The 12,916-nt window shown below is 67.7% G+C and carries 12 protein-coding genes and 1 tRNA gene; 9 read left to right on the top strand and 4 right to left on the bottom strand.

Annotated elements, in window-relative coordinates:
• The first annotated feature begins 250 nt into the window (after positions 1-250).
• From V7Q48_RS01870 to V7Q48_RS01860, 3 genes are all read left to right on the top strand, one after another.
• Positions 251-1,480, top strand: a complete 1,230-nt coding sequence (locus V7Q48_RS01870; RefSeq protein WP_333835916.1) for a toxic anion resistance protein — start codon at positions 251-253, stop codon at positions 1,478-1,480.
• Between the two features lie 138 nt (positions 1,481-1,618).
• Complete coding sequence (locus V7Q48_RS01865; protein WP_333835914.1) at positions 1,619-2,413, top strand: DUF6703 family protein; 795 nt, start codon at positions 1,619-1,621, stop codon at positions 2,411-2,413.
• Complete coding sequence (locus V7Q48_RS01860) at positions 2,413-2,718, top strand: polyhydroxyalkanoic acid system family protein (RefSeq protein WP_333835913.1); 306 nt, start codon at positions 2,413-2,415, stop codon at positions 2,716-2,718. Before V7Q48_RS01865 ends, V7Q48_RS01860 begins: the two co-directional genes overlap by 1 nt.
• A 7-nt stretch (positions 2,719-2,725) precedes the next feature.
• Here V7Q48_RS01860 and V7Q48_RS01855 read toward each other — a convergent pair whose 3' ends face one another.
• The 3 genes from V7Q48_RS01855 to V7Q48_RS01845 all read right to left on the bottom strand — a co-directional run bounded on the left by V7Q48_RS01855 (position 2,726) and on the right by V7Q48_RS01845 (position 5,520).
• Entirely contained in the window at positions 2,726-3,172 is a 447-nt protein-coding gene (locus V7Q48_RS01855) for a DUF2721 domain-containing protein (RefSeq protein ID WP_333835912.1), read from the bottom strand.
• A gap of 75 nt (positions 3,173-3,247) precedes the next feature.
• Complete coding sequence (locus V7Q48_RS01850; RefSeq protein WP_333835910.1) at positions 3,248-4,480, bottom strand: dihydroorotase; 1,233 nt, start codon at positions 4,478-4,480, stop codon at positions 3,248-3,250.
• The gene (locus tag V7Q48_RS01845) at positions 4,477-5,520 is read right to left on the bottom strand and encodes an aspartate carbamoyltransferase catalytic subunit (protein WP_333835909.1); all 1,044 of its coding nucleotides are present in this window, start codon (positions 5,518-5,520) and stop codon (positions 4,477-4,479) included. Before V7Q48_RS01845 ends, V7Q48_RS01850 begins: the two co-directional genes overlap by 4 nt.
• Before the next feature lie 84 nt (positions 5,521-5,604).
• Here V7Q48_RS01845 and sppA point away from each other — a divergent pair, with 84 nt between their 5' ends.
• Positions 5,605-7,503 carry a signal peptide peptidase SppA gene (gene sppA, locus V7Q48_RS01840; RefSeq protein WP_333835908.1) on the top strand — a complete coding sequence of 633 codons (1,899 nt, stop codon included), beginning with the start codon at positions 5,605-5,607 and terminating at the stop codon, positions 7,501-7,503.
• A 75-nt stretch (positions 7,504-7,578) separates the two neighbouring features.
• Here sppA and V7Q48_RS01835 read toward each other — a convergent pair whose 3' ends face one another.
• Positions 7,579-7,746 carry a hypothetical protein gene (locus V7Q48_RS01835; RefSeq protein ID WP_333835907.1) on the bottom strand — a complete coding sequence of 56 codons (168 nt, stop codon included), beginning with the start codon at positions 7,744-7,746 and terminating at the stop codon, positions 7,579-7,581.
• 144 nt (positions 7,747-7,890) lie between these two features.
• Between V7Q48_RS01835 and V7Q48_RS01830 the strand changes: the two genes are divergently transcribed.
• From V7Q48_RS01830 to clpX, 5 genes are all read left to right on the top strand, one after another.
• Positions 7,891-7,975: transfer RNA gene (locus V7Q48_RS01830), tRNA-Leu, on the top strand.
• A 72-nt stretch (positions 7,976-8,047) separates the two neighbouring features.
• Entirely contained in the window at positions 8,048-9,604 is a 1,557-nt protein-coding gene (tig, locus tag V7Q48_RS01825; RefSeq protein WP_333835905.1) for a trigger factor, read from the top strand.
• 322 nt (positions 9,605-9,926) lie between these two features.
• Positions 9,927-10,577: a hypothetical protein gene (locus tag V7Q48_RS01820; protein WP_333835904.1), complete on the top strand. Its 651-nt coding sequence runs from the start codon at positions 9,927-9,929 to the stop codon at positions 10,575-10,577.
• A gap of 113 nt (positions 10,578-10,690) precedes the next feature.
• Positions 10,691-11,386: an ATP-dependent Clp endopeptidase proteolytic subunit ClpP gene (clpP, locus tag V7Q48_RS01815; protein WP_333836009.1), complete on the top strand. Its 696-nt coding sequence runs from the start codon at positions 10,691-10,693 to the stop codon at positions 11,384-11,386.
• Between the two features lie 148 nt (positions 11,387-11,534).
• A complete protein-coding gene (gene clpX / locus V7Q48_RS01810) occupies positions 11,535-12,791 on the top strand; it encodes an ATP-dependent Clp protease ATP-binding subunit ClpX (protein ID WP_333835903.1) in 1,257 nt (418 codons plus the stop codon).
• Positions 12,792-12,916 lie beyond the last annotated feature (125 nt).

Genomic DNA, 12,916 nt, shown 5'->3' with positions numbered 1-12,916 from the left:
CCAACGCCCGGACGATCGCGTCATCAATCGGCCTAGCAGCCTCATCATTCACGTTTGTTTGCCGGGCGGCTGCGCGCTGGCGCTGAGGCGATCGTTAGCCGCGGTTAACCATGGGAGCGCAGGCGGGCGCCGTCGACGCCCGCCGATCCCAGTTGCGGTTCGTCCGATAGAGCTTGCACCCGGCGGGTGCCGCCGCCATCTTCGACGGCCGAAGACAACCCGCACTTGCCGCGCTTCACAGGACCAGATCATGGCGACGCCCCCTCCCGCATCCAGCAGCGCAACCGATACGCTGGCGCAGCCCGCGCCGACGATCCAGCTGACCCCGCCCGAGCCGGTGCCAGCGGTGGCGCCCGCGCAGGCTGCAGGGCTGGTTCCGGTGGCCGAGGAAGCGCGCAGCAAGCTCGAGGCCAAGGCCGAGGCCTTCGTGAACGAGTTGCTGGCACAGGATGCCGCCAGCCCCGAATTCGGCAAGCGCGTCGACCAGCTGACCGCGATGGGTCGCAAGGAGATCAGCGCGGCCGCAGGCATGTCCAACCGCTTCCTCGATCGCCCGATCAAGGCGATGGACAAGGATTCCGGTGTCGGTGCGAACCTCGCCGAACTGCGCCGCACGATCGAGGACCTCGATCCGGGCCGCAAGGGCAAGCTGTCCACGGGCCGCAAGCTGCTGGGCATCATCCCGCTGGGCAACAGCATGAAGAAGTACTTCGACGGCTATGTCTCGTCGCAGGGCCACATCAAGGCGATCCTCACCAGCCTGGCCTCGGGCAAGGACGAGCTGCTGATGGACAACGCCGCGATCGACGTAGAGCGGCAGAAGCTGTGGGAGGCGATGGGCAATCTCGAGCAGATGATCACCATCGCGCGCCTGCTCGACACCAAGCTGGAAGACGCCGCCGCCGATCTCGATCACAGCGATCCGGCCAAGGCCAAGGCGATCCGCGAGAGCGCGCTGTTCTATACCCGCCAGCGGCACCAGGACCTGTTGACGCAGATGGCGGTGACGGTGCAGGGCTATCTCGCGCTCGACCTCGTCAAGAAGAACAACGTCGAGCTGGTCAAGGGCGTGGACCGCGCCAGCACGACCACCGTCGCCGCGCTGCGCACCGCCGTGACCGTGGCGCAGGCGATGACCAACCAGCGCCTCGTGCTGGAGCAGGTCACCGCGCTCAACACCACGACCGCCAACATCATCGATTCCACCGGCAAGCTGCTGCGCGAGCAGACCGGCAAGATCCACGAGATGGCCGCCTCGAGCACGGTGCCGCTGGAAACGCTGCAGCGCGCGTTCCAGAACATCTACGACACGATGGACACCATCGACACCTTCAAGCTCAAGGCGCTCGACGCGATGAAGCAGACGGTCGACACGCTTTCGGGCGAGGTCGAGAAGTCCAAGGGCTATATCGCAAGGGCCGAGGGCGCCGCGCGCGGTGCCGAACCGGGTGCACCGTCGTTGTTGAGCCTGGAGGGGTGATTTGACGTCAGTTCAAGGTTGCCACCACCCCCCGCCTCCCTCCTCTGAAGAGGAGGGGGAGAGGTTAGGCCCCCTCTTTTTCAGAGGAGGGGGTTGGGGGTGGTAGAGGCCTCCAGTAACTCCAGCATAGAAGACCCCATGACCCTGTCCGATTCCGACCGTATCCTGTCCGAGGCCCGGCAATCCCTGACGCTCCAGCGCGCCGGGGGGCGTCGTCGTTCGATCGGCGCGCGGTCGGCCGAGATGAAGCGGCGCCACCTGGCGCGCAAGGTCACGCGCATGGCGATGGCGGTGGGGGCGATCCTGCTCGCCGGCATGGTCGCGGGGCTGGTGATCGACGGCATCGGGCTTGGCGGTCTGCTGCTGATGATCGTCGCGATCATCGGTGCGCTGGCCTTCTTCGCGACGTATCCCAAGCTCAAGGTCCCGGACCTCGGCACGATCAACCGCGGCGACGTGCGCACGATGGTTGGCCGCACCGAGCTGTGGCTCGAGGCGCAGCGACCGGCGCTGCCTGCGCCCGCGGTGCGGCTGGTCGACCAGATCGGGTTGCAGCTCGATGGTCTTGGCGCGCAGCTGGAAGGCATCGACCCGGCCGAGCCGGCCGTGGCCGAAGTGCGCAGCCTGGTGGGCGAGCATTTGCCCGGCATGGTCGAGAGCTGGCGCAAGATTCCGCCGCACCTGCGCCGCGAGGAGCGGGGCGGGCGCAATGCCGACCAGCAGCTGGCCGACGGCCTCACCAAGATCAGCGGCGAGATCGACCAGATCACCCGCCAGCTGGCCGCCGGCGACCTCGACGCGCTGGCGGTGCGCGGCCGCTATCTCGATTACCGCTACGGCGACGCGCTCGATGCGCCGGCGCTCGACGCACCCGCTTCTTCGCGGGCGCCAACCCCCCAGCCGGCCAATCTGCCGGCACCGGAGACCAAGTGATGCAGATTACCCTTCCCCATACCCTCGGCAAGGACGAGGTGCGGCGCCGCCTCGAATCGCGGCTGGGCGATGCCTCGGGCAAGGCGAGCGAGCTGATCGGCGGCATGGCGCAAGTCGAGACGTCGTGGGTCGACAGCGATCACCTGGCGATGAACATCTCGGCGATGGGTTTCACCATTCCCAGCACGGTCGCGATCGAGGAAAACCAGCTGGTGTTCGACGTCGACGTCCCGGCCGGGCTCGGCTTCGCGCGCGGCATGATCGAAGGCATGATCCGCGAGAAGGGCGAAAAGCTGCTCGTCTGAGCGCGGCTCAGAGGTCCTTGCGCTCGAGTTCGAGGAACTCGGGCGGAAGGCGCAGCGTGCTGGCGACGAGGCGGGTTTCCAGCAGGAGATAGACCAGCGCCGCCATCAGCAGTGCGATGGCGATGAAGAACGTCGCGGCGGTCACGTCGTCGAGGTGCCGGATGCTGGTCATCTGCATGAAGAACAGCGAGCCGACGGTGACGCCGATCGCCAGCCCGGCGAGGACCAGCAGCAGCAGCGCGCGACCGATCAGCTGGATGCGGCGGTCGACGTAGCGGATCTCGACCACCACCGCGTCGTGCGCGATGCCGGTGGTTTCGGCGTGCAGCACCTGCAGGTGGCGCGAACGATCGACCATGCGACCGAGCCGCGTGGTCAGGATATTCATGATGTTGCCGATCGCCACCAGCACGAAGACCGGGGCGAGGGAGAGCTGAATGGTCTGCGCGATCATGGCATGCACCATGGCGCGGAACGCGGCCCCGACGCAAGGGAGGGTTCGTGCGCCGCGCGCCGATGCGTGGCCGGTTCAGTCGATCCGCGCGCCGCCTTTCCACAACGCCAGCACCCGCCCTTCGACAGGGCGGCGGTCGAACGGAGTATTGCCTGCGCTCGCGGCCATCTTGTCGGAATTGACGACCCAAGGGCGGTCGGGCGAGACCACCGCAAGGTCGGCTTCGGCGCCCACCACCAGCCGGCCGGCATTGACGCCGAGCAGCGCCGCCGGGTTGCCGGCGAGCAGGGTGAAGGCGCGCGTCACGTCGATCACGCCATCGCGTACCAGGGTCAGCGTCAGCGGCAGCAGCGTCTCGGCGCCGGCCATGCCCGGCTCGGCATCGGCGAACGGCAGGCGCTTGTCTTCGGGGCCGCGCGGGTCGTGGCCGGAGGAGACCACGTCGATCGTGCCGTCGGCCAGCGCGGCGATCACCGCCTTGCGATCGGCATCGGCGCGCAAGGGGGGCGAGAAGCGGCAGAATGTGCGGAAGTCGACCAGCTCTAGGTCCGACAGCATGAAGTGCGCCGGGGTTACGCCTGCGGTCACCTGCACCCCGCGCGCCTTGGCCTCGCGCACGAGGTCGAGGGCACGCGCGGTCGTCACCTGGCGAATGTGTAGGCGCGCGCCGGTCATCTCGGCCAGCGCACAATCGCGGGCGACGGCAAGGGCCTCGGCCTCGGCAGGCGCGGAGGGTAGGCCGAGCCGGGTGGCGACCTCGCCAGCGGTGGCGACTGCGCTGCCGGTGATCCCGGCGTCCTCGGCATGGGTGACGACGACGAGGTCGAGCATCGCGCAATACGACAGCAGGCGCAGCATGACGCCCGAATCCGCGATCCAGCGGCGCCCGGTGCTGACCGCGCGGGCGCCGGCCTCGCGCATCAGCGCCAGCTCGGCGAGTTCGCTGCCCTCGAGCCCGCGCGTGGCGGCGGCGAGCGGGTGGACCCAGAAGTCGGGCTTGCCCGATTGCGCGGCGAAGCGGACGCGCGCGGGATGGTCGAGCGGCGGTGCCTGGTCGGGCATCAGCGCGGCGCGGGTGATCCCGCCGAAATGGAACGCGGGCTTGTCGATCGCGAAGACGCCAAGATCGACGAGGCCGGGCGTCACCAGCGCGCCGCGGGCATCGAATACGCTGTCGCCATCCTGGGCTTGGGCATCATCGCCGATCGCGACGATCCGGCCACCGACGCAGCGCAAAGGCGCGGCCAATGGCTCGCCCTGGGGCAGGACCAGCCGGCCGTTGATGATGACGAGGGGCTGCGGGGTCATGCGCGGTCTCCGCCCAGCGGCGCCCAGCCGGGCACTTGCCGGGCACGGCGGGTGAGGACTTCGAGGCAGGCCATGCGGATCGCGACGCCGCGCTCCACCTGGCGGGTGATGAGGCTGCGTTCGACATGGTCGGCGACCTGGCTGTCGATCTCGACGCCGCGGTTCATCGGGCCGGGGTGCATGACCAGCGCGCCGGGCTCGGCACGGGCCAGCCGTTCGAGCGAGAGGCCGTAGAGGTGGCGATACTCGCGCGGGGAAGGAATGAATTGGCCTTGCATCCGCTCCATCTGGAGGCGCAGCATCATTACCACTTGGGCGCCTTTGAGCGCAGCATCGAAATCGTGGAACACCTTGACGCCCATGACCTCGATCTCGGCCGGCATCAGCGCGGGCGGGGCGCAGACGCTGACTTCGGCGCCCAGCGCGGTTAGCGACAGGATATTGGAACGGGCGACACGGCTGTGGAGGATGTCGCCGCAGATGGTGACGCGCAAGCCGTTGAGATCGCTGCCCGGCGGCAGGCCCATGGCATGGCGGATGGTCAGCGCATCGAGCAGCGCCTGGGTCGGGTGCTCGTGCTGTCCGTCACCGGCATTGAGCACCGGGCAATCGACCTTTTCCGCGATCAGCCGCACCGCACCCGAGCTGGCATGGCGGATGACGATGGCATCGGCGCGCATGGCGTTGAGCGTCATCGCCGTGTCGATCAGCGTCTCGCCCTTCTTCACGCTCGAGGTGGCGGCGTGCATGTTGACCACGTCGGCGCCCAGCCGCTTCCCGGCGATCTCGAACGAGAGCAGCGTGCGCGTGCTGTTCTCGAAAAAGGCGTTGATGATGGTCAGGCCCGAGAGCAGGTCCGCGCGCTTTTGCGACTGGCGGTTGAGTTCGACCCACGGCTCGGCTTCGTCGAGCAGGTAGAGGATCTCGTGCCGCGCGAGCTGGCCGATCCCGGTGAGGTCGCGGTGCGGGAAGGCGAGGCCACCCGCCGGATAGCGGCGCGTCAGGCTGTCGGGCGAAGGGGTGGGGTTCGATGGGTGCATCGAAGACCACGCCCTAGACCTGTGGGGCAGGGGCGGCAAGTCTTTCGGCTGGCGCCGAGCGGCGCGGCTGGCTAGATATCCCCCATGAAATTTGCCCGCTCGGTCTGGAAAGTCCTCGTCGCGATCAAGGATGGCTTGGTCCTCCTGTTCCTCTTGCTGTTCTTCTGGGCGCTTTACGCGGCCCTGACGCTACGCCCGGTGCCCGGCGCGGTGGAGGACGGCGCACTGACCATCGCGCTCGATGGCCCGGTGGTGGAGGAACGCAGCGCGATCCAGCCGAGCCAGCTGCTGCTCTCGGGTGCGGCGCCGACCCGCGAATACCAGGCGCGCGACGTTGCGCGGGCGATCGAGACCGCGGCGGACGACAGCCGGATCAAGGCCGTGGTCCTCGACCTCGAGCGGTTCGGCGGCGGGCGCCAGGTCCATCTCAGCCGGATCGGCGCGGCGATGGACAAGGTTCGCGCCGCGCACAAGCCGGTGCTGGTGCGCGGACTGCTCTATACCGACGATGCCGTACAGATCGCCGCGCACGCGAGCGAGGCCTGGGTCGATCCCATCGGCGGTGCGATCGTGACCGGGCCGGGGGGGGCGCAGCTCTACTACAAGGGGCTGATGGACCGCCTCAAGATCAAGGCGCACATCTTCAAGGTCGGCACGTACAAGTCCGCGGTCGAGCCCTATGCCCGCAGCGATGCCTCGCCCGAGGCCAAGGAAAACCTCGCCGGTGTCTATGGCGCGCTGTGGCAGGCGTGGAAGGACGAGGTGAAGAAGGCGCGGCCCAAGGCCGACATCGACCGCGTCACCCGCGATCCGCAGGGGTGGCTGGCGCAAAGCGGCGGCGACATGGCGCAGGCCGCGGTCAAAGCCGGGCTCGTGGACAAGGTGGGCGACAAGGCCGCGTTCGGTGAGCGCGTGGGCGACCTGGTCGGTCACGACAAGGAAGGGCCCGCGGGCAGCTACAAGGGCACGACGCTGGCGAAATACTTGGCCGACAAGCCCGAGCCCAAGGCCGGCAAGGCCATTGCCGTCGCCACCGTCGCCGGCGAGATCGTCGATGGCGAAGCAGGCCCGGGCCGCGCAGGCGGCACGCGCATTGCCGACCTGATCGACAAGGCGGTGGCGAGCGGCGACTATGCCGCGCTGGTCGTGCGGGTGGATTCACCGGGCGGTTCGGTGACCGCGGCCGAGCGCATCCGCGCCGCGATCGTGCGAGCCAAGGCCAAGGGGCTGCCGGTGGTGGTGTCGATGGGCAACCTGGCGGCAAGCGGCGGCTATTGGGTTTCCACCCCGGCCAGCCGCATCTTCGCCGAGCCGGCGACGATCACCGGCTCGATCGGCGTGTTCGCCGTGGTGCCGAGCTTCGAGGACACGCTGGCAAGCTATGGCGTCACCTCCGATGGCGTGCGCACGACGCCGCTGTCCGGGCAGCCCGACATTCTCGGCGGGCTCAGCCCCGAGGTCGAGGCGCTGTCGCAGGCCGGCGTCGAGAGCTTCTATGCGCGCTTCCTCTCGCTTGTCGCCACCGCGCGGCACAAGACCCCGGCGCAGATCGACGCGATCGCGCAAGGGCGGGTGTGGGATGGCGGCATCGCACGCCAGATCGGGCTGGTCGACCAGTTCGGCGGCATCGAGGACGCGCTGGCCTATGCCGCCAAGGCTGCCAAGCTCGACAGCTGGCATGCCGAGTACCTGGGCGCGAACCAGGGCGGCTGGCAGGGTTTCCTCGCCAGCATCATGGACGATGGCAGCAGCAGCGAGGACGCGCATGCCGCAACCGACGTGACCGGTCTGATCGCGCTGCGGCAGCAGGCGCTGGGCGCACGCATGCTGGCCGACCTCGATCGCCTGACTGGCGCGGCTGGGGCACAGGCCTATTGTCTCGAATGCGGCAATACGGCGCAGGTCGTGCCGGCTCGGAGGGCCGGCTGGCTGGCGATGTTGGTCCGCATGACAGGGCTCGGCGGCCCTCCCAGCCTGCGCTGACGCCGGCCAGATAAAACAAGGGCCACCCCAGCCATCGTGCCGGGGTGGCCCTTGCCGTTTCAAGAAGGGTTGCGATCAGTCGGCCGTCGGGATTTCTGCCGGCGTTGACGGGTCGATACGGTCGGGCGTCACCGGCGGCGTTTCGGCCGGCTCTTCCATCGGTGCCTCGTCGGGGGTGATCACCGGCGGCACGTCGGGCGGCGATTGCGGATCGATGCGATCGGGGGGAGGGGTGCTGGCCATGGGTCGCGGTCCTTTCCAATTGGTCATGGGGTCAACGGATACCCGTGGCGCCTTGTTCCATCCGGCCAGCGTTCCATCGGGCCAGCGCCGGGCTTGTGCTTTTCGACGTGCTGGGATAGGGGCACCGCTCGCTTTTTGCCGGATGCGGGCGTGGCGAAACTGGTAGACGCGCTGGATTTAGGTTCCAGTATCGCAAGATGTGGGGGTTCGAGTCCCTTCGCCCGCACCAGATTCGCCCGGCCGAATCCGAACGGATTTTGAGGCGCCCGAGGGCGGCGCCAGTCGAGAAAGTTGGATCAGGATGCAGATCGTCGAAACCAGCAACGAGGGCCTGAAGCGCGCCTATGCCGTGACCATTCCGGCCGCCGACATCGCGGCGCGCGTGGACGGTGAAATCAAGAAGATCGCTCCGCAGGTGCGCATGCCCGGCTTCCGCGCCGGCAAGGTCCCCGCGAACCTCGTGCGCAAGATGCATGGCCCGGCCCTGCACCAGGAAGCGCTGCAGACGACGATTCGCGAAGCCATGGACAAGCTGGTGGCCGACCACCAGCTGCGCCCGGCGATGCAGCCCGACGTCGCGCTCGGCGAAGGCTACGAGGAAGGCAAGGACGCCACGCTGACCGTCAGCCTCGAAGTGCTGCCCAAGGTCGAGGCCCCTTCGCTCGAAGGCCTGAAGCTGGAAAAGCTGACTGTGCCCGTCACCGACGCGCAGGTCGATGAAGCCGTCGAGCGCATCGCGGCCGGCCAGAAGAGCTTCACCGACGCCGAAGAAGGCGCTGAAGCCAAGGACGGCGACCAGCTGATCATCGACTTCCTCGGCAAGCTCGACGGCGAGCCGTTCGAAGGCGGCGCGGCGGAAGACCAGGCGCTGGAAATCGGCGCTGGCCGCTTCATCCCCGGTTTCGAGGAGCAGCTCGTCGGTGCCAAGGCCGGCGACGAGAAGGTCATCACCGTGACTTTCCCCGAGGAATACCCGGCCGCGAACCTCGCCGGCAAGGAAACCACCTTCGACATCAAGGTCAAGGCGGTGAAGAACCCGGGTGAGTTCGTCGCCAACGACGACTTCGCCAAGTCGCTCGGCCTCGAGAGCCTCGAGCAGCTGCGCGGCCTGCTCAAGGGCCAGCTCGAGCAGGAAACTGCCGGCCTGACCCGCACCGCCATGAAGCGCGCGCTGCTCGACCAGCTCGCCGCCGGCCACGACTTCGACGTGCCGCCCTCGATGGTGGAAGCCGAGTTCTCGCAGATCTGGGAACAGCTGAGCCAGGAAGCGCAGAACGAGGAAAACCCCGAGGACGCGCTCAAGGAAATCGAAGCCGAGAAGGACGACTACCGCAAGATCGCGGAACGTCGCGTGCGCCTCGGCCTGCTCCTCTCGGAAATCGGCCAGGCCAACGGCGTGGTGGTGACCCAGCAGGAAATGGAAATGCTGATCCGCCAGGCGGCGCAGCAGTACCGCGAGCAGGACCGCCAGCGTTTCGTCGACTACGTGCGTTCGGAGCCGCTTGCCGCTGCCCAGCTGCGCGCGCCGCTCTATGAGGACAAGGTCGTCGACTTCCTGTTCGACAAGGCCGAAGTGACCGAGCGCGAAGTGACGCGTGACGAGCTGCAGGCCGCGATCGAAGCCGAAGAGAACGCCGACGCTGCGACCGAAGCCAAGCCGGCGAAGAAGAAGGCCGCCAAGAAGGCCGACGACGCTGCCGAAGGCGAAGCGGCTGATGCCGACGCCAAGCCGGCGAAGAAGAAGGCTGCCAAGAAGGCCGACGACGCCGCCGAAGGCGAAGCGACCGACGGCGAGGCGAAGCCGGCCAAGAAGGCTCCGGCCAAGAAGAAGGCTGCTGCCGAGGGCGACGACGCCTGATCGGCTAACGCTTTCCAGCAAACCGAAAGGGGCGCGGCCGGCAACGGTCGCGCCCCTTTTCGTATCGGTGCCATACTTAGGCATCGTACGGATTGGCGCCTTGTTGGGATGTGAGAGAATCGGGGCATCGGAACGCCCAGAGGGGGATCACCCGATGCCTACCGTGCGCAATCGCCGCGCTGGCGGCGCCAAGCAGACCACATCAAACACATCACGACGATCGGCGAATGCCATGCGTGGGGCGCCGCCGCCCGGCGGGGGCAGCGCGGCACCAGCGCCGTTCCTGCTGCAAAGGCCGATGCCGCCGGCGTTTCCCGCCGACTTGATCCTGCCTCCGCGGCGGGGCGCGATCATCACCACCGCTGCCTGGCCCGCTGGCCTCATTCCGGCGCCGCTGCCGCTCTCGCCGCCGCGTCTGCCGCTGGTGCCCCCGGCGGGGCGTCCGGGTGGACTGCCGGACGAGCGCACCCCGCAGCGGGATGCGCCGCCGCAGCGGCGCAAGGCGGCGGGTCCGCAGAAGGCGAAGTCTGCCCGAAAGGCGGCGCGGCGGGCGGCGGCAGCGGCCGAGATGGCGCGTCGCGCAAAGCAGGATAAGGCGGACAAGCCCGAGACTTTTGCCACCGCTCCGATGCCGCCAGAGGCCCTGCCGCGAGAGCCCGTGCTGCTCCGGCCCACGCCGCCCGATGTCTGTGCCACCCCGGCCATCGCGCCTGCATCGGCACCCCCCGTATCCGCACCAGACGATCGCACGCCCCTGCCGCGCGGACAGGCCCTGGCCGTGCCACAGCCGGGACTGCTCGATGCCGTCGCGGCAAGCCTTGGGGATGCCGGACGGTTTCTCGCCCGCTTCGTGCCCGGCCTTCGCCGGTCGCGCGCGCTGCGCGAGCAGATGGCGCGGACCGAGGCGCGCTTGCGGGCGATGGAAGCGCAACTTGCGGCCCTTGAAGCCCTGCGCGCGCGTGTCGCCGCCTAACCTTTCCCGATTCCCTGCGGCTATCCACGCATTCCCGCGCATTTGCGCTTAATGCCCTTGAACATCCTCGGCTGGCACGCGACATAGGCGATCGCAACCAGATGAGGATTCCCATGCTCGACGTGCTCGGCAGCCGCTCTGCCCAAGGTAAGTTCAACATTGACCCGGTGACCGGCGCGCTCGTCCCGGTCGTTGTCGAGCAGACCAGCCGTGGCGAGCGCAGCTTCGACATCTTCAGCCGCCTGCTGCGCGAGCGCATCGTGTTCATCACCGGCGCGATCGAGGATCACATGGCCTCGCTGATCGTCGCCCAGCTGCTGTTCCTCGAATCGGAAAATCCGTCGAAGGACATCTCGATGTACATCAACTCGCCGGGCGGCGTCGTCACGGCGGGCATGGCGATCCATGACACCATGCAGTACATCCGCCCGCGCGTGTCGACCGTGTGCATCGGCCAGGCCTGCTCGATGGGCAGCTTCCTGCTTGCCGCCGGCGAGCCGGGCATGCGCATCGCGCTGCCGCATGCGCGCATCATGATCCACCAGCCTTCGGGCGGGGCGCAGGGCATGGCCTCGGACATCGAGATCCAGGCCCGCGAGATTCTGCGCATCAAGAAGCGCATGAACGACCTTTACGTGAAGTACACGGGCAAGAGCCTGGAGGAAGTTGAACGCGCGATGGACCGCGACACCTTCCTCGAAGCCGACGAAGCGCAGGCCTTCGGCCTGGTGGACAAGGTTTTCGAATCGCGTCCCCAATCCGAACAGACCGGCGTGGAGAGCGGCACGGGCGGCGCGCCTTCCGCCTGATTAATCATTCTGCGCCCGCCCCTTAAGCATTGCGAAAGGGACGCGGGAGCAGGGTGGATCACCTCGTTTCTGGCCCGGTTGATTAATACCCTTGTGGTAGTAGGATAACCGGGCCGGCCTCTCGTGGAGGGGCGCCTGGGATTGAAGAATGACAAAGCTTTCCGGATCGGACTCTAAAAGCACGCTCTACTGCAGCTTCTGCGGGAAGTCGCAGCACGAGGTGCGCAAGCTCATCGCCGGCCCGACGGTCTTCATCTGCGATGAGTGTGTCGAGCTGTGCAACGACATCATCCGGGAAGAGACCAAGCAGGGCATCGCCGGCAAGAAGGATGGTGGCGTACCCACGCCGCGCGACATCTTCGAGACGCTGAACGATTACGTGATCGGGCAGGACCGCGCCAAGCGCGTGCTGTCGGTGGCCGTGCACAACCACTACAAGCGCCTCAAGCACAGCGGCAAGGGCGGCGATGTCGAACTGTCGAAGTCGAACATCCTGCTCGTCGGCCCGACCGGCTCGGGCAAGACGCTGCTGGCGCAGACGCTCGCCAAGACCTTCGACGTGCCGTTCACGATGGCCGATGCCACCACGCTGACCGAAGCCGGCTACGTGGGCGAGGACGTCGAGAACATCATCCTCAAGCTGCTCCAGGCCAGCGACTACAACGTCGAGAAGGCGCAGCACGGCATCGTCTACATCGACGAGATCGACAAGATCAGCCGCAAGGCCGAGAACCCGTCGATCACGCGCGACGTGTCGGGCGAGGGCGTGCAGCAGGCGCTGCTCAAGCTGATGGAAGGCACGACCGCGTCGGTGCCGCCGCAGGGCGGGCGCAAGCATCCGCAGCAGGAATTCCTGCAGGTCGACACGACGAACATCCTGTTCATCTGCGGCGGTGCCTTTGCCGGCCTCGACAAGATCATCGCCGACCGCCTGCAGAAGCGTTCAATCGGCTTCGGCGCGCATGTCGCCGATCCCGACAAGCGCCGCGTGGGCGAACTGCTCCAGAAGGCCGAGCCGGAAGATCTGCTCAAGTTCGGCCTGATCCCCGAGTTCATCGGCCGCCTGCCGGTGATCGCGACGCTCAACGATCTCGACATCGTGGCGCTGGTCAAGATCCTGCGCGAGCCCAAGAACGCGCTGGTCAAGCAGTACGCCAAGCTGTTCGAGCTGGAAGACGTGGCGCTGACCTTCACCGACGACGCGCTCGAGGCGATCGCCAAGAAGGCTATCGAACGCAAGACCGGCGCACGTGGCCTGCGCTCGATCGTCGAAGGGCTGCTGCTCGACACGATGTTCGACCTGCCCACGCTCGAAGGCGTCACCGAAGTGGTGGTCGACAAGGACGTGGTCGAGGGCCGCAAGGAACCCGTCCAGGTGCTCAAGGGCAAGGAACAGGCCGCCTGATCGGGCGACTGCCTTCCTCCTGATCCGACCCTGATCCGACAAGGCCCCCGCTGGAAACAGCGGGGGTTTTTGTTTGGGCGGGCCTGCGGCGCGTGGGGGGCTTCGACAGGCTCAACCCGAACGGT

The sequence above is a fragment of the Novosphingobium sp. genome, from assembly GCF_036803765.1.
Lineage (GTDB): Bacteria > Pseudomonadota > Alphaproteobacteria > Sphingomonadales > Sphingomonadaceae > Novosphingobium.
This window is presented reverse-complemented; position numbering and strand designations above follow the sequence as displayed.